The sequence below is a fragment of the Tolypothrix sp. PCC 7712 genome, from assembly GCF_025860405.1.
In the GTDB taxonomy this organism is placed as follows: Bacteria; Cyanobacteriota; Cyanobacteriia; order Cyanobacteriales; family Nostocaceae; genus Aulosira; species Aulosira diplosiphon.
Genome location: NZ_CP063785.1, coordinates 6958694 through 6984427 on the forward strand (window position 1 = coordinate 6958694; position 25734 = coordinate 6984427).

Below are 25734 nucleotides of genomic sequence, written 5' to 3' on the forward strand. Positions count from 1 at the left end.
ATTTTGATAATTTAGACTTTTGACTCTTGGCTAATATTCAATCAAGGAGATAATCGGCACATCTGGCAGATATTTACGTCCTTGTAAATCTCTTAGCTCGATAATAAACCCAAAGCCTAATAATTCGCAGCCAATCTTCTCGACTAATTTTGCTGTTGCACTCGCAGTTCCACCTGTGGCAATCAAATCATCCACAATCAAAACTCGGCTACCTGCAGGTAACGCATCCTGATGCACTTCCAACGAATCTGTGCCGTACTCCAAATCATATTCAACGGAGTGAACTGCTGCTGGTAACTTCCCCTTTTTCCGTGCGGGAACAAAACCAGCTCCTAATTTGTAAGCTAAAGGAGAACCAAAAATAAAACCGCGTGACTCCATCCCCACAATGTAATCCGCATTCAGTCCATTGTTGATGCACTGTTGGGCAAAAAAGTCAATAGTGTAGCGTAAGCCGTCAGGATCGCGCAGCAGCGTCGTAATATCTCGAAAGACAATTCCTGGGTTGGGAAAATCTGGTATTTCACGAATTAGAGACTTTAAATCCATAAAAATCGCTCTTAGGGATCAATAATTGGGCATGGGGGAGGCAGTGCGTTGCGGAGGTTCCCTCCGTTGTAGCAACTGCCGTCATGGGGCATTGGGGATGGGGCATTGTTTATTTCTTTCTTGACTATTGATCGCTGAGATCCCCTGCTGTTTGTAATTCCTAATCCCTAGTCCCCAGTCGCCAGTCCCCAATTCCCGATACCTGACAAATCGTACACTATAATGTCATACGCTGGGGATTGAAGCTCAAGCTTGGCGATCCATTGACGATAACTTGAATCTAACTCAAGCTAGGGATGGAATTACACTACCAAGTGAGGTTGATACACTTATATGTTAAAAACATAAATTTAAGTATACGGAAACCTTGGAGTTCAAAAAGTAAGTAATGTATATATCAAGCATTACTACGAATGCTACAAGCCTCATGTTTTTGTATGGCTATTTATCTTAAATTAGTTTTACCTAGTCTGTCGGAAGCGCACAAGGTATCTATAGAATGAATGTCTCCGCTAGTTTAACGCCGTTTAACAGTCCTACTCCCTCGTCATTGCCTATGATTCTGGATACCTTACCCGATCCGGCGACAGAGGGGCAACTATGTCCCCGAAGAACTCGGGTACAAATCGATTTAATTTTACTGGCAATTGAAGCTTTGGAACTCGGTGGTTCGGAAGCTATTTTGGCTTTTGCTGATGAATTGGAATTAAAAGGAATTATTAAAGATAGGGTAAATTTATGGCGAATGCGTAGTTCTAACCCACTACGAAGAGCGCATATGCGTCGCCCTTTAACTATTATGGAAGCAAAAGCATTGGTAGTAATTGCTTGCTATATAGCTAGACGTTTAACAGTAGTTATTCGTCAGTTATTGATGATTTATCAGCAAATGAATGAAAAGCAACTACCACTGGAACAAAATCTCCGACTATCTAATTATTTAGAGCGGTTTAGAACGCATTTTAAGAGTAGGATGAGTTCCCGCCGTTCTGGTTCATTGGCATTAACTTCTGACGATAAATTAGATGAGCTAGCAATAAATTTATTAGGACAACTACTCTTCTGTACTGGCACAGCTGGAATGCAGCGGTTCTGGATCAGTCTTTTTGATGGGGAAGTAGAATGAATATTCAACGTAAGTACAGTCTACCTAATTGCACGTTGCTTTTAGAAGGTTTAAGCGATGCCAGCCGGGCTGCACATTTTCAAGAAATGCGCCCGGAATTATCAATATTGGTCAATGCAGAATGCTATTTATCTAGTTATAATCAGCCCTTAGTGGGAGGAAGAGAGTTTTTTGAAAGTTTGGTGAGGGCGGTTAGTGGCTACGCTCAGGAATTTCTGAGTAACGTTCCCAATCCCCAAGCTCATAATCAAGATTCAGAGTTAGTTGAATTACAAAAAGTAGACATCAACCGACACAGGTTAATTGTCCATTCAGAGGATGAATCTCAAGGTTTTAATTCTAACCCTAACAATAATAAAGAGCCGATTCAAATTGATTTAAATACAGTACAGTTATTTGATTTAGTAGAAGCGGTAGATCAGTTTTTTGCTGACACCCAAACTTTACCAGAGCTATCTCTAGAATTACAACCAGTTACAAGAAGAAATAGTGTTGCTAATCAAGCTGTATTAAAGCAAGCAGTACCTGCTAGTATAGGGGTTTCGAGTTTGGCGGTTGCAGCACTCACCTTAAGCTTGATTCCATCTCCGCAACTACATACACCAGAGCCAAAGTCACAAGATCCAACTAGCTCTACAACACCTAACGTTACACCCAGCGCTACACCTGCGGCGGCTGAAACAACCACACCCGCAGCAGCTGTTACGCCCACAACTTCCCCCAGTGCAACATCCACACCAATAGCGGCGGTAACACCAACACCCTCATCGGAAATTATACCCACACCGATAGCGGCGGTAACACCAACACCTACTCCTGGAAGTACACCTGAAGTTAAAGATTTAGAAAAACTTTTAACTACCGTACCGGAAATTACCGATCCATCGAAACTACGGGCCTTGAACCGTCAATTGTATAACCAAATTAATCCGGCTTGGACTAATCGTGCTGAATTATCAGAGGATGTGGTTTATCGTGTAGGTGTAGCAGCGGACGGTGCCATTATTGGCTATAAAGCTGTGAATCAAAAGGCAAATGAGGAAATACAAAAAACTCCTCTACCCAATCTCCTTTACAATCCTGCTACCCGAGGCGCGATTCAAAACGAACCAATTGCTCAATACAGAGTTGTGTTGACAAAAACAGGGGTACTAGAAGTTAGCCCTTGGCGTGGGTATGCTAAAACACCAGAGGTTGTGGGTGCAAAAATTACTGATGCTAAGACAGTTAATAATTTAAGCCAGAAGTTATATGGCACAGTACGGCAAAGCTGGGGAGGTACCCCCACCTTTGAAAGATATTTGAAATATCGGGTGGCGGTCAACAAAGATGGTGCGATCACAGACTATGAGCCGCTCAATCAAGTCGCCTATGATTATGCTCGAGAAACTCCACTTCCCCAGTTGTTGCAACAGGCTCAAGGCTCAAATTTAGTTGCACCCAATAGCAAAGAACCTCTAGCCCATTTCCAACTCATATTTCAGCCAAGTGGTAAATTAGAAATCGCTCCTTGGCGTGGATATTAATAAGAAAGGAGGGAACAGGGAACAGGGAATGGGAAACAGTGAACAGAAAAGACAAGGTAAGGTAAGGTAAGAGAGACAAGAAGGAGAACTCTTGTCTTTTGTCTTTTGACTTTTGACTCTTGACTTTTGACTCTTGACTTTTGACTCTTTACTTTACAATTCGTCCCATATAATTCCCCCATAGCTGGGCTGCTTGAGCGCTACTACCAGAAGTGGGGGAATTGTTGTCGTTTCCTAGCCAAATACCAGTCACTAAGCGACGGTTGGGAATAAAACCGATAAACCACAAGTCAACGTTTTTATCGGTTGTACCTGTTTTACCAGCTTCGCCTAATCCCAGAGCCGCACTTCTACCTGTACCTCTAGTAACTACTCCCCGCATCATAGTAGTCATTTGATCGGCTACGTCATTAGATAGTACTCGTCTATTGGCATCAGGATCTTGGTCGAAGGAGTAAATTACTCGACAGGTTTTTAAGTCTTTGCGATCGCGGCAATCGCTACTGTCTAAAATTCTACTAATGGCATGGGGACGATTCCATACTCCCCGATTGCCAATTGCGCCAAAAGCACCAGTCATTTCCAAGACATCAACAACGCTTTGACCTAGCACTAAACCGGGAACTGGATCAAGAGGTGACTTGACCCCTAAACGTTGGGCCATGGCTACGACTTTATCTAAGCCAATTTCCCGTGCTAACCGCAAAGCAATCGGATTTTCTGAAAGAGCCAAACCTGTAGACATATCTAGACTAGTACCAGCACCAACGCGACAAGGTTTATAGGTAAAGCCTTGCCATGTTAAAGGCGCGCAGGAATAGCTTCTATATGGTGAAATTCCTTGCTGTATAGCAGCTGTGTAGGCAAAAATTTTAAAGGTGGAACCTGGTTGTCTTTTGGCTTGAACTGCACGATTAAATTGACTTTTTTTGTAATCTGTGCCTCCTACCATCGCTAAGATAGCACCAGTACTAGAATCTAGGGTAACCATTGCGCCTTGGGAAAAACCAAAAGTTGCACCTGCATTGCTAACTGAATTTCGTAAAGCTGCGTCTGCTTGGGCCTGAATTCCCAAGTCTAGCTGGGTTTCAATAATATAATTGCCTTCTTTTGCGGCTCCCTCCCCCAAAATTTGTTCTAATTCTTGGTAGACATAGCTGTAAAAATAAGGACTGAGGGTTTTAGCTTGCTGTTCGCAGACTTTAGGGCTAACTTGCACAGTGGAACGTCGAGCGCGGTTAGCATCCTCTGCTTTAATTTGGCCCATTTCCACCATTCGCTTGATTACGCGATTGCGGTATTCAGCAGCTTGCAGCTTATTTTGACCATCGCCACAAAAATCAAAAGCGTTAGGGCCGGGTAAAATTCCTACCAAGGTTGCAGCTTCTGCCAAAGTTAAGTCTTTAGCTGACTTCTCAAAGTAATACTTAGCAGCATCTTCAAAGCCGGAGGTATCCCCACCTAAAAATACGCGGTTTAAATATGTCAGTAAAATTTCGTCTTTGCTGTAAAAGGTTTCTAGCTTTAACGCTACTACTGCTTCTCGCAATTTTCGTCCGAGGGAATCTTGCCTACCTACATAATCACGGAATAAACTGCGGGCAACTTGCTGAGTAACTGTACTCGCACCTTGCTGCACATCACCACTGCGGCTGTTAATTAATACAGCACGCAAAATCCCCAAAGGATCAACCCCAACGTGCCAGTAATAACGACTATCTTCTGAAGCAATCACCGCTTTGGGTAGATAAGGGCCAAAATCCTCCAACCGCTTCATATCTACGTGAGATGTGGTTCTGGGTTCGCGTAGTGGGGTAGCACCATCACGGGCATACACAATTACTGGCGCACGGGTAGCTGTAGGTAAAGGCCTCACGGAAAATTTCAGCCATTCCACGCCAATTGCTAAAGCTACTAAAGCACTGACACCACCAACACCATAAGCAGTCCAAGTTGCTGCTTTCACATACCAAGCTGGTGGATCGATATATTGCAGCCGCACTGAAGCTGCTAGTTCTGGTGGGCCTAAGGTAAAAATATCACCGTGACGCAATTCTAAAGAACTAATACGTCGCTTACCACGGTAAATACCATTTGTGGAATTCTCGTCTTTAATCACAAAAACGGGAGTGCGTTGCGTAGAATCCCGTGATAATGACAAGTGAATTTGGCTAACTACCGGGTTACGAATCACTATATCGCAGGATTTAGAACTACGACCTAAAACATAGCGATCGCCCAACAATGGATACACCTCTGCCTTATCTGACCCCGCATCCTGCACCAAGAGTTCCGGTACTTTAGCATTAGGTTTGAGCGCTAGTTTGGAAAAATCCACTCTAGCTTGAATCGTATGTACGGCTTGTGTCAGTTGACCAAGTATAGTTTGTGGCTTTTGGGGAGGTTGGGGGGAACTCATCGGCTACTTATAGCACGGCTATTAATAAAGAGTCGGCAGATTACAATCTGAATGGTTGTCTTACCCTATTTTAATCACAAGCCAAAGCATAAATTGGCTATACGGATTTTTTCAAATTAGATAATACACTTACGCAATCTATATTAAGCGTATTTACGATATTAATCGTGAACACTTATTTACATATTCAATAATTTTTATGATGCAACGATAATGCTGATTGTATCTAGTGTTAATGTTATTCATAGGCAGTGGCGATGGATTTACTTTTGTCATCTTAGCAACTGATAATCAAAAAATAATCGATGTAAATTTTACCGCTTCAACAGATATAAAGCACGCTAAAGCTAAAATGTACATCCCTATTTAGACAGATTTTATAATTAACTTTGTTTGTTTTAATGGGCCGAGTGTTCCGTTGAGGTTAATTCAGAATGAAGGGAAAATCTCTGAGCCTGATTGGTACAGCTCTAACTTTGGCTTTAAGTGCTAATGTTGCTGCCGCCCAGTCTAGTAAATCCTCCATTGCCCAAGCTGATAGCTCGTCCACTAGTGCACCAACGGAAATCAAAATGTCACCAGAAGGCATGAAGATTCTGTGTGAGTATTTTCCGCTTAATTCCCGTTGTCCTGGTGGCGCAGCAGTTAACACTGGTAGTCCTAGCACTGGTTCTACAACCAGCCCAACCAGCCCCACTCCTGAGAATAATACAACACCAGGGCCCAGCGTTACACCAGGGTCTACTAAACCTGACAGCATAACACCTGGCACTACCACTATACCTGGGACTAGTCCTGCCGATACAAATACAACACCAGGGACAGCCCCTTCTGATACAACTACTCCCGCACCAGGTAGCACATCTACCCCTGAATCTACTCCTGAGTCTGGTAGTCCCAGCAATATTACTCCAGTAGCACCAAGTGGCACAACTAGCCCTGATTCTGGCAGTACTAATAAAATGACTCCAGTACCAGGCGGCACTACCATTCCTGAATCTGGTACTCCTGGTAGTGTAGCTCCAGCAGCACCAGGTAGCACAACTACCCCAGATTCTTCTACCAACCCCAGCAGTACTACTGAACCCAGTACTACTTCTCCATCACAGCCTTCTAAATAGTGGTTTACCTAAAGCTCGCGCTCATGGTAATTAAAAACTAATTTAGATTGTTGGCTGTCAAAATTTTAACAATATCTGTAAAAATTTGAGCTAATAAGAGCCTGGGAGAATTCGCTTCCAGGCTTTTCTTATTACGTAACCAGTGTATGTGGTTTTCTCTACTTTTTATATGAATAATATGAGGGAGTAGGTAAAAATCATCAACACCAGCTACCTCAAGACAAATAACAACCCCTTGATTTACCTTGTCCTGTTATTTGAAGTAGGTGTTTTTTGCCAAGAAGCAATTAGCAAACAAACAATACCAATACTAATAAATGAATCTGCCATATTAAATACAGCAAAATTAATTAGCCGAAAATCGAGAAAATCAACGACATAACCTAAAATAAACCGATCTATACCGTTGCCCATCGCTCCGCCTAAAATTAAGCCATAGCCCAACTGATCCCAAAAGTTTAACAAGGGGCCAAATAATGCTACTCCAATTAAAACCAAACTAACTGCTAAAGATAGCCAACGCAACCACTCTACTTTGCCACTTAAAAGACTAAAAGCAGCACCAGTATTAGTCACATAGGTGAAGTGAAATATATCTGGTAATAAGGGTAGGGTTTGTCCCAATTTAAAGGTTTGTACTACCCAATATTTTGTTAATTGGTCTATAAAAAAAGCGATGAGGGCAGCGATCCAGAACAGGTTATTTTTTAAACGCATGAAATTAGGGACTAGGTACTCGGGACTAGATACTAGAGATTAGGAATAAAAAAAGAAAACTTTATTTGGTTTCTAATCTTTATTACCTAACCTATATTGCTGATTCTCTCAGGAATTAATAAAACATTAAATGACGTAATATATATGCTATTACAGTGGCAGCACAGACTACAGTAAATTGTCCTGGCAATACTGACCAGGAATATCTGAGGATTGCTTGTATTAATGTCAAGTTTTCTGTGCCTTGCCACTGGAAAAAATAGCTAATCATCAAATAACTAATACCGCAGATGTGGACAGATAACAAGCCACAAAGACAACTAAAAGCTAGGGTTTCTAATCTCGGTCTAGCTTTAAAGGCTAAAAAACCACAAATCCAAGCCCCCGGAATAAAACCTAGGAGATAACCAAAGTGAGCTAATTTAACGTAACCAATACCACCACCTTCAGAAAAAACAGGTAGTAAGGTTAAACCCATCACTAAATAAGCTATTTGGGAGAGTGCCCCAGCATTTTTACCTCCTAAACAACCTACTAGTAGCACCGCACCAATTTGATAGCTAACACCCAAAGAAAAAGTTTGAATTCTGTGCTGACTCCAACTCCAAGGTAAGCTAACACCGTAGGCTTCAAGGAAGGTGCCCCCCATTGTCAGGAGTAAGCCAATCATAGACCATAATAATTGATTGGAAGCGGCAAACATTATATAAATATAGAAGGAATAAGCAAGCTCAACAAGCCACAACAAACACGACAGATATTAGTATGCAAATTTAATTTGTGCTAGCACTTGTAGCAGTAGATATAATTTTGGGCTTTTTCAGTTAAATTTGTTAGCGATCGCTCCTTGTGTAAATCAGACCTTACTTAGTATTCATTCATCTCCTAAGCGTAATTTTAATAGCTAAAAGAGTGATAACTACTAGGCAGTCGTTGAAAACTTAAAGTCTTATGTCTCATCACTTTTTGCCTTAGTTTCAGAATTTTTTTGGCTTGAGGCACCAACACTACATGAATCAACAGATTTTGTAAATATACACATCAATAATTTACTCAGCATTATTAATTACACAATAAACATTAAAGTATAAAATAGTACACTTAACACATAGTTATACTTGAAAAATTCATCTAAAAAAGACAGAGATTTTTAGCTTTGTTAACCTTTTGTTTACCTTGGATTTTACCTGGTAGAGGTATCCTAGAAGCGCTCACTTGGAAGTTGACTAAAATTTGACAGCAATGTCCTTACGTATAAGCACAAAAAAACATACTCGTTTTGCAGCTAAAATGTCAGTATTAGCACTGGCAATCAGCCTGGCTGCTTGCGGTGGACAGCAAACCCCAGACAATACGGCTACCAAGGAGACACCTGGTACTGCTACAGATGCTACTGCCTCCAACCCTGATAAAAAGTTGGATCTGGGTGGAAATATCAGCTTGACTGGAGCTGGTGCTTCCTTTCCAGCACCTTTGTACGCAAGTTGGTTTACTGATTTGAACAAAAAATATCCTAACTTGCAAGTTAACTATCAATCAGTTGGTAGCGGTGCTGGCGTTGAGCAATTTATCAAAGGTACTGTAGACTTTGGTGCTAGCGATGTTGCCATGAAGGATGATGAAATCCAAAAGGTACAAAAGGGTGTAATTTTGTTGCCTGTAACTGCTGGTAGTATTGTGCTAGCTTACAACTTGCCTGATGTTCCAGAACTCAAGCTCCCACGAGCAGTTTACACAGATATTTTACTAGGTAAAATCACGTCCTGGGATGACCCTTTAATTGCTAAAGCTAACCCTAGCGCTAAACTGCCTAAACAGCCAATTGCAGTTATATATCGTTCTGATGGTAGCGGTACAACAGGCGTATTTACCAAACACCTTAGTGCTATTAGTCCAGAATGGAAGACTAAAGTAGGTGATGGGAAAAGTGTAAAATGGCCTGTAGGTGTTGGTGCTAAGGGTAATGAAGGTGTGACTGCCCAAATCCAACAAACTCAAGGTTCAATTGGTTACATTGAATATGGCTACGCCAAACAAAATAATCTCAAATTTGCGGCTCTAGAAAATAAAGGCGGTCAATTTATTACACCGAATGATGCGTCTGCATCTAAAACTCTCGAATCAGTAACTTTGCCAGAAAATTTGCGGGAATTTATTACAGATCCAGAAGGGGCAGAATCCTATCCCATCGTTACTTATACTTGGATTTTGGCATACAAGAAGTATGATAATGCTGCCAAAGGCAAGGCCGTAGAGGCAATGATCGAGTACGCTTTAACTGATGGGCAAAAGTTAGCTACGGAACTAGGATATGTTCCTTTACCTCAAAATGTGATTACTAAGGTAGCTGCTGCTGCCGATCAAATCACTCCTGACTATAAGATTGCTGTTGGTGGCAATACCAGTGCTAGTAAATAGCGATTTTTAACTTGAAAGTCAAGAGCTACATTATGGGAGCATATATTTAGTCAATTAAGTTTTGACTAAATAAATTATATAGACTTGTCGCTTGCTTGGTGCTCCCCAACACTTAATCCTAATTTTGAGTTAAATGGGATTAATTGGCGACATTCTTACTAATCTGGTTCTCTCCCACATTTTTCTCGATCTATATTGTTAAAGTCAGTATTCATGGCTACAAATACTCATAATCTGCTCTCAGCTCTTAAAAGTCGCTCCGAAATAGATAAGTCGCTGGATCGGGGCTTTATTTGGCTGACGCGGATTTTTGCACTAGGAATCGCTGCTACTTTATTGTGGATTACCATACAGGTTAGTATTGGTGCCTGGCCTGCCATTCAAGAGTTTGGTGCTGGCTTCATAGCACAGAGCACTTGGAACCCGGTTAATAACCAATATGGAGTATTACCGCAAGTTTATGGAACTTTAGTGAGTTCTTTTATTGGTTTATTGCTAGCTGTACCCATTGGTGTTGGCACTGCTGTTTTACTCAGTGAAAATTTTCTGCCATCAAAAATACGCTTGGTATTAGTATTTTTAGTTGAACTGCTTGCTGCTATTCCTAGCGTTGTATATGGTATTTGGGGAATTTTTGTATTAGTCCCAATCATTACCAATGTGGGAAAATGGCTCAATAGTTCCTTGGGCTTTTTACCCATTTTTAGTACTGCTCCTTCTGGCCCTGGAATGTTGCCAGCTGGAGTAATTTTAGCAATCATGACTTTGCCCATCATCACAGCTATATCTCGTGATGCCTTAATTTCCATCCCTCCTAGTTTGCGTCAAGCAGCTGTAGGGCTGGGTGCAACCCGTTGGGAAACAATTTTTCAAGTTTTGATTCCTGCGGCTTTTTCGGGTATCGTCAGTGCTGTGATGTTGGCCCTGGGTCGGGCGATGGGAGAAACAATGGCGGTGACAATGTTAATTGGAAACTCCAACAACATTAGTCTTTCAGTGTTAGCGCCAGCCAATACAATTTCTTCCTTACTAGCCAATCAATTTTCGGAGGCTAGTGGTTTGCAAGTGGCAGCTTTGATGTATGCTGCTTTAGTTTTGTTTGTTTTGACACTGATAGTTAATATTTTTGCCGAGTTAATTGTTCTTCGTATGAAGCGAATTTAGGGTGGTTGTAGGTTGAATTATGACTACTAGTTATCCGGAAAGCAGCCTAACACGCGCCCCCATGTCTAAGCGGACACTGTTTAACACAGTGATGACTGGTGTTGCATTTACCTGTGGGGCATTGGCGCTTTTACCTTTGTTGGCAGTGCTTTCTTATGTGCTGATTCAAGGCTTTAGCAGTCTCAGTCCCAGCATATTTACAGAATTACCGCCAGCCCCTCTCAGAAAGGGAGGCGGTTTTGGTAATGCGATTTTAGGTACGCTGCTGATGGTTGGGATTGGTGCCTTGATTAGTATCCCTTTTGGGGTTATGGCAGCAATTTATTTAACAGAATTTAGTTCAGGTAAACTTGCGAGAGTTGTACGTTTTGCTACAAATATTCTAAGTGGTGTTCCCTCGATTATTGCTGGGGTATTTGCCTATGGAATTATAGTTTTAACCTTAGTAAAGCTCAACTTAGGTTCTTACTCTGCTATAGGTGGTGGTTTTGCTTTAGCAATTTTGATGTTGCCAATTATTGTACGTACCACTGATGAAGCATTGCAATTAGTCTCGCAAGATTTACGACAAGCATCTTTAGGCTTAGGCGCTACGAAATTTCAAACGGTAGTACAAGTAGTATTGCCGGCAGCTTTACCAGCAATTGTCACCGGTATCACGCTGGCGATCGCAAGAGCAGCAGGAGAAACTGCGCCATTATTATTTACGGCGTTGTTCTCACAATTTTGGCCGACTAGCTTATTCCAACCAACAGCATCGCTGGCTGTGTTGGTTTATAACTTCGCAATTACTCCGTTTAAAAATCTACAGTCACTAGCTTGGGCAGCGTCGCTAATTTTAGTGTTGATGGTGCTGATTACCAGTATCATTGCACGTTGGGCAACTCGCCAGAAAGCTTAGGACAACCTGCATATCTAGGGCAAATTAACTACCCCAAACTTACACTAGACTATTTTATGGCTACTAACATTAGCACAGTTAATGGTACTGACACCGTTTTACGTACAGAGAACCTGAACATTTATTACGGCAACTTTTTAGCTGTGCGGGATATTTGGCTAGATATCCCCAAAAACCGGGTTACAGCATTTATCGGCCCATCTGGTTGTGGTAAAAGTACATTGCTGAGATGTTACAACCGTCTCAATGACCTGATTGAATCTTTCCGGGCAGATGGCAAAGTTTATTATTACGATAAAAATCTGTATGCACCCGACATTGATCCAGTAGAAGTGCGGCGGCGGATTGGGATGGTATTTCAAAGACCAAATCCATTTCCTAAATCTATTTACGACAATATTGTTTTTGGTGCAAAAATCAACGGCTACAAAGGTAATCTGGATGAGTTAGTAGAACGAAGCCTTAAACAAGCGGCTCTATGGGATGAAGTTAAAGACAAACTACGCCAAAGTGCTTTAGCTTTATCTGGTGGACAACAACAACGCTTATGTATTGCGAGAGCGATCGCAGTACAACCAGAAATTATCTTAATGGATGAACCATGTTCAGCCCTTGACCCAATTTCTACGTTGCGGGTTGAAGAACTAATTCACGAACTCAAAGAAAAATATACTATTGTGATCGTGACTCATAATATGCAACAAGCTGCACGGGTTTCTGATAAGACAGCGTTTTTCAATGTCCAACAGTCAGACAAAGGCGGTCGTAGCGGCTACTTAGTAGAATATGATGCGACAGAATTGATTTTCAACAATCCGCAGCAGCAAGATACCAAAGATTATGTCAGTGGTAGATTTGGTTAATTACTAGAAATACTGCTAGACGCAATCATGAGAGGTTTGCACTTATGTAAACGTTACTCTGTTAATTCCCATTAAAGTGGATAAAGTGCAAGTGTGACTGTTAAAAGTTGACAGTCACTAAATTTTATCAAAATTATTGAGAATTTTTCTGATTAATTTTTTAGAATATCAAACTAAGATTCCCAGTTTTATAAAAAAGCTGGGAATTTTGCTTTTCATAACTGATTACAACTGCTATATAATGCTGAACAACTTTTGCAACAAAATATCCTATGAGCGATACTTTTAATCGCCTAGCACCGTTCATTCAAGAATATATTTATGAGCATAATTGGACGGAATTACGTCCCGCACAGATTGCTGCTTGTAAAGTTATCTTTGATACTGATGCTCATTTGTTAGTAGCAGCTGCCACGGCTGCAGGAAAAACAGAAGCGGCGTTTTTACCTGTAGTGACTCAATTACATGAAAAACCCTCAAATACCATAGGTGCATTATATATTGGCCCCATCAAAGCCTTAATTAATGACCAATTTGAGCGTCTCACTGGCTTGCTAAAAGCGGCTGATATCCCAGTATGGCATTGGCATGGTGATGTGAGTCAAAGTCATAAAAATAAGCTGTTAAAAAACCCTAAAGGTATTCTGCAAATTACACCAGAATCCTTAGAAAGCTTATTAGTGAATAAACATCATGACTTAATTCGCTTATGTGGTGATTTACGGTTTGTGGTGATTGATGAAATTCACGCTTTCATGGGTTCGGAACGCGGTTGTCAAATTATTTGTCAATTGCAACGTTTGGCAAACATCACACAAACACAACCCCGAAGAATAGGTTTATCTGCCACACTTGGTGATTATTCAATGGCAGAAGATTGGTTACGTTCAGGAACTGAAAAGTCAGTAATTACGCCAAAAATTGAAGCAGGTAAACGCCAAATTAAATTAGCTGTGGAACATTTTTACCTGAATGATGAAGTTGATGAAATCGAAGTAACTCCATACGATAGATATTTATTTAATCTGAGCGAATCACGCAAGTGTCTCATTTTTGCGAATAATCGCACGCAAACAGAATCTGTCATCGCATCTTTACGGCGAATTGCTACCGAACAAGCATCACCAGACATTTATCATGTACATCACGGTAGTATATCTGCCAGTTTGCGACAACAAGCTGAAAATGCGATGCGCGAACCGCACAAACCAGCAGTTACAGCTGCTACTCTCACTCTCGAATTAGGTATAGATATTGGTCATTTAGAAAGAGTACTTCAGTTAGATTCACCCTTATCTGTAGCTAGTTTTTTACAACGTTTAGGACGGACTGGGAGAAGAGGTGAAGCTGCAGATATGCGCTTTGTTTGTGCAGAAACTCAACCCTCATTAGAAGCACCTCTCCCAGAACAAATTCCTTGGCAATTGCTGCAATGTATTGCAATTATCCAACTTTATTTAGAAGAACGTTGGATTGAACCAATCAAGCCTGTGAAATACCCGTTAAGTTTGCTCTATCACCAGACAATGAGTATTTTAGCAGCAACAGGCGAACTTTCACCTGCGGCTTTAGCTAAACAGGTTTTCAGCCTACCACCATTTGCAGAAGTTTCTCCAGAAGATTTTAAATTATTGCTACGTTATTTAATTGATATCGACCATATTCATAAAACAGAAACAGGTAGATTAATTATTGGTTTGGCTGGTGAGAAGGTTGTCAACAAGTTTCAATTTTATGCTGTCTTTGCTGATAGTCAAGAATATACTGTGAAGCAAGGGTCAACAGAAATTGGGAGTATTTTAAAGCCGCCTCCTGTTGGTAATCAATTTGCCTTAGCGGGGAGAACTTGGGAAGTAGTAGAAATTGACTTCAAAAAAAGGGTAATTACCGTTAAGCCAGTAGAAGGTAAAGCTAGTATTTATTGGCGTGGTGGTAGTGGAATTATCCATACCAAAGTTTTGCAAAGAATGCGGCAAGTATTACTAGAAGATTTAGAATATAGCTACTTACAAACTAACGCTTTGCAAGCGTTACAAAAAACTCGGCAATTATTTAGAAAAGCTGGTTTAGATAAACAGAATATATTACAGTTAGATAAAGGTAAGTGTTGTATATTACCTTGGATGGGAACTTTAGCTTACCGCACATTAGAAAGATGGCTAAATTACTGTTGTCGAGAATCTTTAGAAATTAAAAGTATTGGTGGGGTAAATCCTTATTATCTGATACTTAAATTAGGAAAGGATAAATTTCCATATTTGGCTACAGAAATTGCCGCATTGGCAGAAGAAAGAATTACAGCGGAATATTTAATCAGTGAAGCAGAAGCACCAGAACTGCAAAAATATGATGAATTTATTCCTTACCCGCTATTACGTAAAGCTTTTATTAATGATTATTTAGATATTGAAGAATTAAAGCTGCAAGTTGCACAGTGGTCATAGAATTTTAGATTTTGCGTACTCCTGCAAAGAAGCAAGCTACGCGTAGCGTGTCGTAAAGCCTGCGGCATCGCTTCTCTACGAGACGCTTCGCGAACGCGTCGGGCGGAGCCTCTCGTAGAGAAGACAAAAGTTGCGTGCGGTGAACCACTTGCGATGGAAGGGTTTCCCGGTATAGGCAAAGTGGTGCTAGCGTAGCGTATCCGAAGGATTCACCCGGAGGGGGGTTCCCCCTCGCCCTTGCAAACTTTTCAAGACGGATTTTTGGATCAAAAGCTAAATTCTTTACTTATGTTTTTACTTATGGCTCCCAGTTCGCCCATTTTTTTGGAAGTTAGAAGAAAGACTACTCAGGAGTAAAAGATTGACCATCAAGTTGAGTGTAAATACTGATGGAAAAGCCCAGTAAAGCAAGAATACGCTTCTGCAAAGGTGAAAGAGCGGTCAAGTGAGCATAAATTTCGTTTTTCACCTCAATCAACAGCAGTGTAATCTCTTTAAATGCAGCCAGAATTATTTCTGCGCTAGGTCTTGTAGTTTCGCGCTTCGGATTGCCAACATAAAGACCCGCAAGTTTTTCTTTCTCTTTTTCTAGATTGTGGCGAACCTGGAATTCTAAAAGGTTTAAAACTCGCAAACCAATAGACAGTAGTCTTATTAAACCAGTAATATGGTCTTCACGTTGTAAATATATCGGAGTCAATGAAAGAGGAAAGTTTTTCAGCCTCGCAAATCCTCGTTCCATTAAGTACTCATCTCTATAGGCACGAACTGCTTGTTTTAAACCAAATTCATTTGGATTTTTATTTGTAACGTAAACCCGCCAGCCTAACATTTGAATTTGGTGTTGAACTGCGGAATCGTCAATCTTAAAACTCATGTCAAACCATAGTTCTTCTACTATTCTAGCTTTGCGGTCTCGGTATCTTTTTTGAACTTTTTTAACTCTTTTTGTTTGAATGTCAACTTGAAATAATCCACTTGTTTGATATCTGTTGAAAATAGCTTCACATGTTTCTAACCATTCAAAGTGTGAAGTGAGCTTTTTCTTGCCACGTCGAGGCACTTTAAGTTTTTCTAGAGCATCTACTGTTTTCTGTATTCGTTCACGTAGATGTTTTTCTGCTGTTTTTTGAATCGCAAATGAGCGCACAATTAATTGTCTTTCCGACCAAGAGATTTCTTGCCCATCAATCTCTATTTCATGGATAATCTCTATTTCAAAGCCATCCGCTATATTTTTGGTTTTGGCATCTGCATATTCGTAATCTATAATTGTTAGTTCTTGTTGACCATCCCAAACTGGTTGGAGATATTTGCTTAGTTCTTCGTTAGATACTTGCTTGGCTGTTAAAGGACATAAGTAAAAATCTCCGCCCAATACTATATGAGTTCTTGTCTTTATTGATGACATTTTACAGTCACCAATATATAACAATTCTGACTTTTTTATTGTTGAACGTACTTTATCTATTGCTGGAATATATAATGGGTCATCTGCTTTTTCTCCTGACAATATTTCCGTCGCTATTGGCATTCCTAATGGGTCTAATGTCGATAGCATTATTTTCACTTGCGCCAAATCCGGACGATTGTCTTTGCTATGACCCCATTGAAATAAGCCTTCTGGGTTAACTCCACAATGACTTGAAGCCGTTGTACTATCTAAACGTACCTGTTCTGGGATAATATCGTACACCCGTAGCAAACTACTTCCTAGTTCCGACTCAAATGAAAACCAGTTTGCATCTATAGATAGGTAACGTAATACTGCTTGCAAACGGTCATCTGCCAAATCGAGCGAGCGTAAAGATTCTTCCGTAAAGCTTTTTAACGTTTCTAACCGCTTACTCACCCAACCTTGAACGTGGTTCAAACGGTGATCTGCTTGCGATAATATGTGTGTTAACCATATTACCACCACACTACCTAGATTTAATCCTTGCCAGTTTCCGTGACATGGAAAATGTTTATCGATTAGTTGTTCTACTCCCATCTGCTCCAGTTGTGTTAGCAGTAGGGGTATATCATCAACTCGTTCGTTTGTAATTCTGGGTTCAAATTCCATAAACCCGAACTTATACCTACTTAGTTCTTTTTGGAATATATCTAGAGGTATACTTTTTTGGCTAACTCAGAAAAAAATGAGCGAACCGGGAGTTTATGGCTTGACCATTGGGTGAAAATTTTGGGTATCAAATAGGCAATGTTGAAATAGGTAAAATATGAGTAAAAAATTAGTAGACGCAGTCAAGACTAATGATATTAACCTGGCAAAACAACTGATTGCTCAAGGTGCGGATGTCAACCAAACGGATAGTAGTGGTAATAGCTTGTTAATTGTAAGTTCTGCCAACGGTAATGCAGCAATAGTAAAGTTGCTAATAGATGCTGGTGCTGATATTAATGCTGTAGACTCCAGTATGAAAGCCACTGCACTACACGCAGCTGCTTATTTAAGACATCCAGAAGTAATGCAGGTATTAGTTGATAATGGTATTGATATCAATGCTCAAGGCCCTTATAACGGCTATACTGCTTTACATGATGCTGTTTGGCAAAATAATATCGAGGGTGTCAAGATTTTAGTAAAATCAGGCGCTAATCTAAATATTAAAGGGAATAACGGTGCTACACCGCTAGAATTAGCAACTCAGAGTAGGCATAAAGAGATTGTTGAAATTCTCAAAGCAGCTAGTTCTTAATTAATCAAGCAATAACAAGATTTGCACTTTCTTAAAAAAGTTTCAGTCAGGGAATCACAACCTGACTGAAACTTAAGCGGCTGTTTGAAAAGTCGGGTAGTTTGTAAAAAAACTCTCTCAGTGTAAGCTGTGAATATTGATAGCTCAATTCAGTTAAACGAACTAATTAGTTAATCTACAACAAAAATCGGGATGACTGGATTCGAACCAGCGGCCCCTTCGTCCCGAACGAAGTGCGCTACCAAGCTGCGCTACATCCCGGCATAATAATTACCATCACTGAAAGATTTTATCACAAACTTTGACAATTTACAAAATAAATAAAGGTTAGGAATGAATTTTCTACCATAGAGTTTAGCATTCAGAACTTGAGTCCTAGATTTTTCTGCACTAAAGTACTTGCTAGGAACTGATAAAAATTAATTTGATTAACCAGTACTGTTCACAGTGGTAAATAATTTGGTAAATTACGCTCAATTAAACTCAATTTAAAAATTTTTATATGCTGAAACAGCTATGGGTAGCCAGACATAGATACAGCCAGCTACTTTGGAGTATTTTGTTCGCACTAGTAATTTGGAATATACCTCAATCGGCTTTGGCAGATGTTAATCAGCAGGATGTCAACAGTATTATTCGCACCCGAGACATTGCGCTACAAGCCCTAAATACTCGCGATTTTTCTAAAATAGAACCTTACTTGCACCCAAGTTTTACGATCACAACAGTCGATAACCAAGTTTTTCACAAAGTGCCTGAGTTTGAGAAGTACTGGAATCAGCAATTCTCGAATACGATCAAAGATATCAAAATGCAGCTTAAAGGAGAACCTGTCAGAACATTTCTTTCACCAGAAATAGATGTTTCTACAGGAGATGCGATCGCATCTTTCTATTTTAAAGATGGTAAAGCAGCTGATATGGCGTTGCGTTGGACAGCAGTTCTGCAAAAAGCCCAAGATAAATGGACGATTCAATCCCTGCATTTCTCCTCGAATATGCTGAATAACCCGGTATTAAATGCTACGCAGCGATGGGGTCAGACTATGGCTGCGATCGCAGGTATAGGTGGCTTTTTGTTAGGAGTAGTCCTAATGTTTGTATTACGCCGCAAATCGAGAGGAATTCGTAGTTCGTAATTCTTAGTTATGTGGAATTTTGCCTTGCAATCTACCACAATTTGATTAGTTGTTTACCTTCTAAAAATAAATCAAATCTGTGTATATCCTTTTCTGATTCAAAAGCGGCTACTGGTAAGTAGTGAAATTGCGCTTTTGTAATATACAAGAAGTAATATTCCCCTTTTTTAACTACTTTCATAAAATGTTCGTATCGCATTTTTGTTAGACTGCCGTCTTCAAAGCAGATGGTAAAAAAGTTTTCATCCATTTCACAGTATCTACTTTGAAAATTTAAGGCAGATGTTCTTCCCTGCAAACGCATCCACAGAGGTACAGACAAAAAATAGGCTATTAAACCTAAGAAATATATCAACCACCAATCAAATCTTTGCAGGATTACCGCTAGAACTATATTAATTGATGTTAAAATCAACAAGATGATGAAGAAAACTTTCATGCGTTTATAATAATCGGTCGCAATAATCCCTCGTAATTCTTTAGCACTAATTTGAAAAGTTTTAGTTTTAATCTGCATAGTTGGTTTCGTATTGATGATTTGTTATCCTGATACTCTTGTCTGCTTTTAAATATCTGCCACAATAGGTAATACAACACGAGAAGTCGCCTCATTTCCGCAACTCACAGTTAAAGTAATAATTTGTGCATTTAGTAAAATTTCGCTACTATTTATTGCACTATTCCCAGAATTCATGGAGTAGGCGGGAAAACAAGCAACGCTCAAACTCAGACGTAAAGCATTACCTTTAGCTATTCGCACACAAGTGGCTTGTAGTTGAATTTTGGTCGGGGGTTTTGCGCCTTCTCGACAATGCACATATCCTTGAGTGATATTATATACTTGCCCATCAGGATGAACTTCGGACAGCACTGCACACAAATCATAACTTGGTTGATCGGCGTTGCAAAAGATTTCTACTATGACATCCCCTGCTAAATGCAAGTCTGTCTCTAGTGGTTCAGTAGTGTAAGTTAATACATCAGAGCGTAAATCAAGATGCGATCGCTCAAATACTCCCGCAGGGATGGCTGCATGACCGCCTAAAGCAGGAACTGGTCGCCAAGGGTCGTGAACCAATACATCAACACAATTTTGGATTTTAGATTTTGGATTTTCGATTAAAGTTCCGGAGTCTTCGCGGATGCTGGCTAGTCCAGTAGTTGATAAGTAATAGGATTGTTGAATTGGTGTTGGGAATTTGGGGAAAGTTCGCCAAATATTACTTCCCATCTCGAATAAGCATACAGGTTCTTCTTTGAGTAAACCTGTATCGACATCTTTAAGAAACTGGTCAAACCAGCGAATTTGCATCCTATCTACAGGACTGGCGGCTTTGGGGCCGAAGTCAACATTACCAACTTTACGACCCCAAGGTAAATGCGCCCAAGGCCCAATTAATAAATGTTGGGGTGTGGTGCTACGCGCTGCCATATCTTTATATAAATGTAGTGTTCCCCGCAAATAAGTATCAAACCACCCGCCTATATGGAACATTGGTAAATCAACGCTTTGCAAATAGCGTTTGGGTGACAGTTCTGCCCAATAATTATCTGCTTGGGGATGGGCAAACCACTCATGATAAAAAGATTCTGGTGCAAGATGTTGCAAAATTTCTGGATTATTTAAAGGAAGATTTCGCGAGGCGGTAAATAATGCTTGATAAGCAACCTTATCTCCTCTTAAACGGGCGGTTTCGGTAGCTAATTGAATTGCCCATGCTAGATTAGTTTGCAAACAGAATGCGCCACCTTCATAAGCCCAATCTGTATACAAATCATAGCCAATCATGGCTGGGCAAATAGTTTTTAAAGCAGCTGGTTGATTAGCAGCAGCATACAGTTGTGTCATTCCTTGATAGGAAAAACCATACATCCCAACTTTGCCATTGCTGTGAGGTAGGTTTGCAACCCAATTTACTGTATCTTCGCCGTCTGCAATTTCGTTGGTAAATAATTTAAATTCTCCCTCAGAAGTACCTCGCCCTCGGACATCTTGAATTACTACGATGTAACCTTGGACCGCATACCAAGTAGGATGGGCATAAACCACAGTTGATGCGATCGCTCTTCCATAAGGTTGTCTCATTAATAATATGGGAAACTCCCCAGCCGCATCGGGACGATAGATATCTGCATCTAACCGCACGCCATCACGTGTATGCATTGAGGCTGTTTGTTTGGGAAGTACTTTGAACATGAGTCTGGAAGAATATATCAATGGCACCATAGATCAGCATAGAGCTACACAGAGACCTGCGATCGCACCACGAAGAGAAAAGGGGGCAAGGGAGCAGGGAGCAGGGGGGAGAATTTATAATCGTAAAAACTGCTGTAAGCGCCTACTATTTCACAGGTAAATCAAATCTTTCCCCCTTTTGCCTTTCCCCTTTTCCCCTTCACCGAACTATATTAGATACACCCTGTTTGGGTAAATTATCAAACATTGGTAAAGGATTAATCATTTTTTTACCAAGTATTACTACTGAGGCAAAATCTGGGGTAAGGTGAATGCATGAATTACGAAACAGCTCGCAAAATCCTCATAGACCAAACAATAACCACCGAGGACAATCCAGATTCCCTGTTAATGCGTATGCAGCAGGGAAAACCGCCAGTTCCCGGTCAAATCACTTCGATTTTGTTGGCGTTAAAAGTGGTGTTTGAGGCCCTCAAAGAAGCTTCTAGTCTCGATAGAGAATTAGCTTACGCTCTTTTTCAGTTAAGTATTAAGCCTTCACAACTATTTGTTGGCGGACGCAGGGCTGGGATTGATTGGCCACCATTGTTGAAGGAAGATTTGTTGCGAATTGCTTTAGCAGCCGAAAGTATCTTTTCTACTAAATGGCAAACTCCACCTTCTGGCGGATTTGGGGGAGTATAGGCAGTACCATGAAAACTTGCAATCAAAAAGATAATGGCGGGTTAGCACGCATTCAAGAATTTTGGGTACAACCCTAAACTGTTGTGCATCTAACCCATCCTATAAAAATTGCCATAAGGCTGCAAATTTCAATCTATTTAACGATTTCGCAGTTCTGCTTCTAATTTGTCTAAATCACTTTTAAGTAAAATAGTCATTTGACCAGTGAAAGCCTTACCTTCCTTAGGCTGGGCTACTTCTATCCAATAAGCATAGCGATCGCCTAGACGCAATTCTCCTTGTAACGCTTCTCTAATGGGAGTTTTGGCAAATCGGGCTGAGTTAATTGCACTCTCATTGGGATATTTATATAGTAGCTGGGCACGTTCAAAATCTTGATAAATATCCAACCCGTAAATTATTCGTAAAGCTTCTTGGAAGCGCTCAAATGTCATGCCGTTAACAGCATCATACATAGTAATGCGCTCAGAACGAATCATGCTACGGTCTTTAGTAAATGCAACTTTACCTGGCGGTAATACCGATGCTAAAAAAGTGAATCGCTGGGCTGCTGTATCGGTCTTTTGTACAAATAAACGCTCTCCTCTGTGGGGACGTAGTGTAGGATGTGCTTGAATCCAGGTAGTTACTTCTTCAGTTTTTTGCCCTGGTAAAGCATTGGCTTTGGAATCAGCAAGCATTCCCACCGATAGCCAAGAAACCAGAGACAACGGCAAAATTAAGCAATTAAGCAGAGATTTGTTTAGCATTTTCTCAATCGGGAATTATATGAAATCACCCCATTAGCTACTCCCAATCGGGTGCTGAATATAGTTTTCCCGTTTCTTGGCAAGATTATTTCATATAAATTTAAAAAAGATTGCTGAATTTGTAAGTTTTTTTACGGATTAGGGCATGGGGCATTGGGCATGGGGCATTGGTAATTGGTAATTGGTAATTGGTAATTTATTCTCCCCCTGCTTCCTCATCTCCCTCATCTCCCTCATCCCCCTCATCTCCCTCATCTCCCTCATCTCCCTCATCTCCCTCATCTCCCCATTCCCTCACGCTGTCAGCGCTACTTTAATTACCTTGCGCGCTTTCATATCATTAAATACTTGCGCTAAATCTTGTAAGGGACGATGTTCGCTGATGAGTAGTTCTAAAGGTAGTCTATGGCTAGCTATTAATGCTAGGGCTGCGCGTACATATTTGGGGGTGTTGTGAAATACGCCCTTTAGGGTAAGTTCGCTATAGTGTAGCTGTTCTGTGTTGACTGTAATAGTTGTATCTCGTGGACAACCACCAAATAAATTAACAGTTGCACCAGGACGGGCACAAGCGATCGCAGTTTCCCAAACGCTGGGTACTCCTGTGGCTTCAATGACGACATCTGCGCCCCATCCTTGGGTGTGTTCTTTGACTACGCCGGGAATGTCGGGAATTTGATGATAGTTAAATGTTTTGGCTGCACCTAACTTTTTACCAATTTCTAATCTTTGGTCGTTACCGCCCCATAGCCATACCTCAGCTTTGGCACTATCAGCTATGGCAGCGACAAACATGAGCCCAATTGCCCCATCCCCGATCACTACTACCCGATCTACGGGTTTGATTTCGGTACGCCCTACGCCATGCAATACACAAGCTAGGGGTTCTGTCATGGCGGCTAATGCAAAGGGCAAGTCATTGGGAATGGGCAGCATATTATGCTGTACTATCGGCGCGGGAATTTTCAGATATTCCGCAAAGGTGCCGTTATTCCAAGTCAAATTTGGGCAGAGGGAATATTCTTGTCGTTGACAAAAAAAACAATTCATGCATGGAGCAGAGTTATTCGCAACAATGCGATCGCCTACTCGCCAACCTGTAACACCTTCACCCAGGGCGACAATTTGCCCAGCTGCTTCATGACCAAACAAAGTAGGTGGTTTCAGCATTCTGGCATGACCACCACGCCGCCAGACTTTTAAATCGGTACCGCAAGTTGTAGCCGCCCCCACCTTAATCACTACCTCACCAGCAGCCGGAGTCGGATCGGATACCTGCTCTAAGCGTAAATCTTCTTGACCATAAAGTAAGGCTGCTAACACAGCTTTTGACCTAAATGAGTAACTCCACCTGATTTTACCAGGTGGAGTCAGTCACAAGTCAGCCTTAATTCCATAGGTCTGTAGTTAACAATTGGGTGCTACAAAATTTAGGATTTTAGCCCTGACTACAAACATATTGCCCTAAGAATTAGCTGTAGGCTGGGGAAGAACACCTGTATTGCGGGTTTCCACATTCGACATCCGGCTCAAATTTAACAGTGGTACTTCTTGTCGGCAAGATAGACAAAACCAATACACTTCACTATGCCGAATATGGCGCAGGAGGGAACCACCACAACAGGGGCAAGTGTTGGCTCTCATACTCATACCGATGTCCTCCCTAAAAAGGTTGTTGAAATGTGAAAAAAAATTTTTGTTAATTAAAGCTGAATCTTGGCAGCATGAATGCGGCCATTGGAAGTTATGCGATCCTTGATAATTTGCTTGTAGACGGCTTCATAACCGTTAACCATTTGGCTGACACTAAATTTGTTTTCTACGTATTGGCGGCAGGTTTGGCGATTGAGGTTTAAAGCTTGCGGAATCATCTGTGCCATTTGTTCATAGTTTTGGCAGATAAAACCTGTTTCACCCTGGGCAATTACTTCTGGTACGGAACCGAGATTCATGGCAATTACAGGTGTACCAGTTGCCATTGATTCAATCATGACTAAACCAAAAGGTTCTTGCCAGGTAATGGGAAAAAGAGTTATGGCAGCATTGCCCAGAAGTTCAGCTTTTTCGGCATGGTTGACTTCGCCTAAATATTGAATTTGCTGACCATCAATGTGGGGAGCAATCTCTTGTTCAAAAAACTTCGAGTCTACTGCATCAATTTTTCCTGCCATTTTTAAGCGCCAACCAGTTTGCTTTGCAATTGCGATCGCATGGTGTGGCCCCTTTTCGGGGGAAAAGCGACCTAAGAATGCCAAGTATTCTGGTTCTTGGGGTTGGGCTTTAAACGGATAATCATCAGGATTAATTCCGTTATAAACAGTGCCAAAGTAGTTTAAGTCTACTTGCCGTTGAGCGTTACTAATACTAATGTATGGTTGCTTTTGATGATGGCGATAAACTTTACGGTTGTCGTTAGTAAAGCTGCCGTGCAGAGTATGTACAGTCGGAGTGGGAACTAAACTCGCTAAAGACAATGCCGAGATGCCTACATGGGAATGAATAATATCAAATTCCTTGGCTCGCTGGTAAACTTGGCTCAGTTCAAGCATTTCATAAACTGCATACTCTTTGACATGGGGGTCTAAGCGTAATGCTCGGGGATAAACTGCTTCCAAATTAGCCAGAGTTTGGGAATCGCCGGAGGCAAATAAAGTAACTTCATGACCACGACGAACTAATTCATCGGTCAAGTGACTTACTACCAGTTCAATTCCTCCATATGTAGGGGGGGGAACTCTTTCCCATAAGGGGGCAACTTGAGCGATCTTCATAATGTTTTGGTTCAGCCGATTAATGTTGTTCTGCAAATGAGAACTTAACTTTAAACTTGGGGGGCGAAGAACTTATAATTAAGCTTCTGAAATTTAAATTAACCAAGTTCATGCCCACAAGTGCAATATCGGTTAACCGTACTGTGCAACAGCACCAAACAATTTCAGATAAACCGTATTTGCCCCCTTGCGACTACAATACCAATGTACAATCTACTGCTGAATAATTTCATCTGTCTTGGGGA

Annotated in this window: 22 protein-coding genes and 1 tRNA gene; 11 read left to right on the forward strand and 12 right to left on the reverse strand. The window is 40.9% G+C overall.

Translation table 11 applies throughout. From position 1 onward, the window contains the following. Positions 1-30: 30 nt before the first annotated feature. Complete coding sequence (locus HGR01_RS28710; RefSeq protein WP_045872268.1) at positions 31-549, reverse strand: adenine phosphoribosyltransferase; 519 nt, start codon at positions 547-549, stop codon at positions 31-33. Between the two features lie 499 nt (positions 550-1048). Between HGR01_RS28710 and HGR01_RS28715 the strand changes: the two genes are divergently transcribed. Together HGR01_RS28715 and HGR01_RS28720 are read left to right on the forward strand one after the other, a co-directional pair. Next, positions 1049-1675, forward strand: a complete 627-nt coding sequence (locus HGR01_RS28715; RefSeq protein WP_045872267.1) for a DUF3038 domain-containing protein — start codon at positions 1049-1051, stop codon at positions 1673-1675. Further along, the gene (locus tag HGR01_RS28720) at positions 1672-3201 is read left to right on the forward strand and encodes a DUF4335 domain-containing protein (RefSeq protein ID WP_045872266.1); all 1530 of its coding nucleotides are present in this window, start codon (positions 1672-1674) and stop codon (positions 3199-3201) included. The genes HGR01_RS28715 and HGR01_RS28720 overlap by 4 nt, the downstream gene beginning before the upstream one ends. 148 nt (positions 3202-3349) lie before the next feature. Here the strand turns inward: HGR01_RS28720 and HGR01_RS28725 are convergent, their stop codons facing one another. Then, entirely contained in the window at positions 3350-5620 is a 2271-nt protein-coding gene (locus HGR01_RS28725) for a transglycosylase domain-containing protein (protein ID WP_045872265.1), read from the reverse strand. A gap of 434 nt (positions 5621-6054) precedes the next feature. Between HGR01_RS28725 and HGR01_RS28730 the strand changes: the two genes are divergently transcribed. Continuing rightward, a complete protein-coding gene (locus HGR01_RS28730) occupies positions 6055-6741 on the forward strand; it encodes a hypothetical protein (RefSeq protein WP_071989447.1) in 687 nt (228 codons plus the stop codon). Between the two features lie 240 nt (positions 6742-6981). Here the strand turns inward: HGR01_RS28730 and lspA are convergent, their stop codons facing one another. Then, positions 6982-7458, reverse strand: coding sequence for a signal peptidase II (lspA, locus tag HGR01_RS28735; RefSeq protein WP_045872263.1), 477 nt, complete (start codon positions 7456-7458; stop codon positions 6982-6984). Between the two features lie 115 nt (positions 7459-7573). Then, positions 7574-8161, reverse strand: coding sequence for a biotin transporter BioY (locus tag HGR01_RS28740; RefSeq protein ID WP_045872262.1), 588 nt, complete (start codon positions 8159-8161; stop codon positions 7574-7576). A 539-nt stretch (positions 8162-8700) separates the two neighbouring features. Between HGR01_RS28740 and pstS the strand changes: the two genes are divergently transcribed. The 5 genes from pstS (at position 8701) to HGR01_RS28765 (ending at position 15248) form a co-directional block, all read left to right on the forward strand. Beyond that, the gene (pstS, locus tag HGR01_RS28745; RefSeq protein ID WP_045872261.1) at positions 8701-9876 is read left to right on the forward strand and encodes a phosphate ABC transporter substrate-binding protein PstS; all 1176 of its coding nucleotides are present in this window, start codon (positions 8701-8703) and stop codon (positions 9874-9876) included. 213 nt (positions 9877-10089) lie between these two features. Continuing rightward, positions 10090-11040, forward strand: coding sequence for a phosphate ABC transporter permease subunit PstC (pstC, locus tag HGR01_RS28750; RefSeq protein ID WP_045872260.1), 951 nt, complete (start codon positions 10090-10092; stop codon positions 11038-11040). A gap of 19 nt (positions 11041-11059) precedes the next feature. Further along, positions 11060-11941: a phosphate ABC transporter permease PstA gene (pstA, locus tag HGR01_RS28755; protein WP_045872259.1), complete on the forward strand. Its 882-nt coding sequence runs from the start codon at positions 11060-11062 to the stop codon at positions 11939-11941. Positions 11942-11997: 56 nt separating this feature from the next. Further along, positions 11998-12804: a phosphate ABC transporter ATP-binding protein PstB gene (gene pstB / locus HGR01_RS28760; protein WP_045872258.1), complete on the forward strand. Its 807-nt coding sequence runs from the start codon at positions 11998-12000 to the stop codon at positions 12802-12804. Positions 12805-13076: 272 nt separating this feature from the next. Further along, positions 13077-15248 carry a DEAD/DEAH box helicase gene (locus HGR01_RS28765; RefSeq protein WP_045872257.1) on the forward strand — a complete coding sequence of 724 codons (2172 nt, stop codon included), beginning with the start codon at positions 13077-13079 and terminating at the stop codon, positions 15246-15248. A 343-nt stretch (positions 15249-15591) separates the two neighbouring features. On the opposite strand, the gene HGR01_RS28770 is transcribed toward HGR01_RS28765, so the two are convergent. Then, a complete protein-coding gene (locus HGR01_RS28770; RefSeq protein ID WP_045871079.1) occupies positions 15592-17313 on the reverse strand; it encodes an IS1634 family transposase in 1722 nt (573 codons plus the stop codon). A gap of 157 nt (positions 17314-17470) precedes the next feature. On the opposite strand from HGR01_RS28770, the gene HGR01_RS28775 reads away from it, so the two are divergent. Next, on the forward strand, positions 17471-17950 hold the full coding sequence (locus tag HGR01_RS28775) for an ankyrin repeat domain-containing protein (RefSeq protein WP_045872256.1): 480 nt from the start codon (positions 17471-17473) through the stop codon (positions 17948-17950). Between the two features lie 187 nt (positions 17951-18137). Here the strand turns inward: HGR01_RS28775 and HGR01_RS28780 are convergent. Further along, positions 18138-18211, reverse strand: a tRNA-Pro gene (locus tag HGR01_RS28780). Between the two features lie 241 nt (positions 18212-18452). On the opposite strand from HGR01_RS28780, the gene HGR01_RS28785 reads away from it, so the two are divergent. Next, complete coding sequence (locus tag HGR01_RS28785; RefSeq protein ID WP_045872255.1) at positions 18453-19088, forward strand: YybH family protein; 636 nt, start codon at positions 18453-18455, stop codon at positions 19086-19088. Positions 19089-19119: 31 nt separating this feature from the next. Here the strand turns inward: HGR01_RS28785 and HGR01_RS28790 are convergent, their stop codons facing one another. Together HGR01_RS28790 and HGR01_RS28795 are read right to left on the reverse strand one after the other, a co-directional pair. Continuing rightward, positions 19120-19605 carry a YcxB family protein gene (locus tag HGR01_RS28790; protein WP_045872254.1) on the reverse strand — a complete coding sequence of 162 codons (486 nt, stop codon included), beginning with the start codon at positions 19603-19605 and terminating at the stop codon, positions 19120-19122. A 48-nt stretch (positions 19606-19653) separates the two neighbouring features. Beyond that, complete coding sequence (locus HGR01_RS28795; protein ID WP_045872253.1) at positions 19654-21285, reverse strand: CocE/NonD family hydrolase; 1632 nt, start codon at positions 21283-21285, stop codon at positions 19654-19656. Positions 21286-21600: 315 nt separating this feature from the next. Here HGR01_RS28795 and HGR01_RS28800 point away from each other — a divergent pair, with 315 nt between their 5' ends. After that, on the forward strand, positions 21601-21969 hold the full coding sequence (locus tag HGR01_RS28800; RefSeq protein WP_045872252.1) for a hypothetical protein: 369 nt from the start codon (positions 21601-21603) through the stop codon (positions 21967-21969). Between the two features lie 137 nt (positions 21970-22106). Here HGR01_RS28800 and HGR01_RS28805 read toward each other — a convergent pair whose 3' ends face one another. The 4 genes from HGR01_RS28805 to HGR01_RS28820 form a co-directional block, all read right to left on the reverse strand. Next, a complete protein-coding gene (locus tag HGR01_RS28805; RefSeq protein ID WP_045872251.1) occupies positions 22107-22718 on the reverse strand; it encodes a hypothetical protein in 612 nt (203 codons plus the stop codon). A gap of 294 nt (positions 22719-23012) precedes the next feature. Next, complete coding sequence (locus HGR01_RS28810; protein ID WP_045872250.1) at positions 23013-24041, reverse strand: zinc-dependent alcohol dehydrogenase; 1029 nt, start codon at positions 24039-24041, stop codon at positions 23013-23015. Between the two features lie 141 nt (positions 24042-24182). Further along, positions 24183-24368 carry a hypothetical protein gene (locus tag HGR01_RS28815; protein WP_071989446.1) on the reverse strand — a complete coding sequence of 62 codons (186 nt, stop codon included), beginning with the start codon at positions 24366-24368 and terminating at the stop codon, positions 24183-24185. 53 nt (positions 24369-24421) lie between these two features. Next, positions 24422-25489, reverse strand: coding sequence for a glycosyltransferase family 4 protein (locus HGR01_RS28820; protein WP_096621830.1), 1068 nt, complete (start codon positions 25487-25489; stop codon positions 24422-24424). Between the last annotated feature and the right edge of the window lie 245 nt (positions 25490-25734).

Coding starts and splice junctions, on each gene's coding strand:
- HGR01_RS28710 (WP_045872268.1), bottom strand. CDS start 549: ATGGATTTAAAGTCTCTAATTCGTGAAATACCAGATTTTCCCAACCCA.
- HGR01_RS28715 (WP_045872267.1), top strand. CDS start 1,049: ATGAATGTCTCCGCTAGTTTAACGCCGTTTAACAGTCCTACTCCCTCG.
- HGR01_RS28720 (WP_045872266.1), top strand. CDS start 1,672: ATGAATATTCAACGTAAGTACAGTCTACCTAATTGCACGTTGCTTTTA.
- HGR01_RS28725 (WP_045872265.1), bottom strand. CDS start 5,620: ATGAGTTCCCCCCAACCTCCCCAAAAGCCACAAACTATACTTGGTCAA.
- HGR01_RS28730 (WP_071989447.1), top strand. CDS start 6,055: ATGAAGGGAAAATCTCTGAGCCTGATTGGTACAGCTCTAACTTTGGCT.
- lspA (WP_045872263.1), bottom strand. CDS start 7,458: ATGCGTTTAAAAAATAACCTGTTCTGGATCGCTGCCCTCATCGCTTTT.
- HGR01_RS28740 (WP_045872262.1), bottom strand. CDS start 8,161: ATGTTTGCCGCTTCCAATCAATTATTATGGTCTATGATTGGCTTACTC.
- pstS (WP_045872261.1), top strand. CDS start 8,701: ATGTCCTTACGTATAAGCACAAAAAAACATACTCGTTTTGCAGCTAAA.
- pstC (WP_045872260.1), top strand. CDS start 10,090: ATGGCTACAAATACTCATAATCTGCTCTCAGCTCTTAAAAGTCGCTCC.
- pstA (WP_045872259.1), top strand. CDS start 11,060: ATGACTACTAGTTATCCGGAAAGCAGCCTAACACGCGCCCCCATGTCT.
- pstB (WP_045872258.1), top strand. CDS start 11,998: ATGGCTACTAACATTAGCACAGTTAATGGTACTGACACCGTTTTACGT.
- HGR01_RS28765 (WP_045872257.1), top strand. CDS start 13,077: ATGAGCGATACTTTTAATCGCCTAGCACCGTTCATTCAAGAATATATT.
- HGR01_RS28770 (WP_045871079.1), bottom strand. CDS start 17,313: ATGGAATTTGAACCCAGAATTACAAACGAACGAGTTGATGATATACCC.
- HGR01_RS28775 (WP_045872256.1), top strand. CDS start 17,471: ATGAGTAAAAAATTAGTAGACGCAGTCAAGACTAATGATATTAACCTG.
- HGR01_RS28785 (WP_045872255.1), top strand. CDS start 18,453: ATGCTGAAACAGCTATGGGTAGCCAGACATAGATACAGCCAGCTACTT.
- HGR01_RS28790 (WP_045872254.1), bottom strand. CDS start 19,605: ATGCAGATTAAAACTAAAACTTTTCAAATTAGTGCTAAAGAATTACGA.
- HGR01_RS28795 (WP_045872253.1), bottom strand. CDS start 21,285: ATGTTCAAAGTACTTCCCAAACAAACAGCCTCAATGCATACACGTGAT.
- HGR01_RS28800 (WP_045872252.1), top strand. CDS start 21,601: ATGAATTACGAAACAGCTCGCAAAATCCTCATAGACCAAACAATAACC.
- HGR01_RS28805 (WP_045872251.1), bottom strand. CDS start 22,718: ATGCTAAACAAATCTCTGCTTAATTGCTTAATTTTGCCGTTGTCTCTG.
- HGR01_RS28815 (WP_071989446.1), bottom strand. CDS start 24,368: ATGAGTATGAGAGCCAACACTTGCCCCTGTTGTGGTGGTTCCCTCCTG.
- HGR01_RS28820 (WP_096621830.1), bottom strand. CDS start 25,489: ATGAAGATCGCTCAAGTTGCCCCCTTATGGGAAAGAGTTCCCCCCCCT.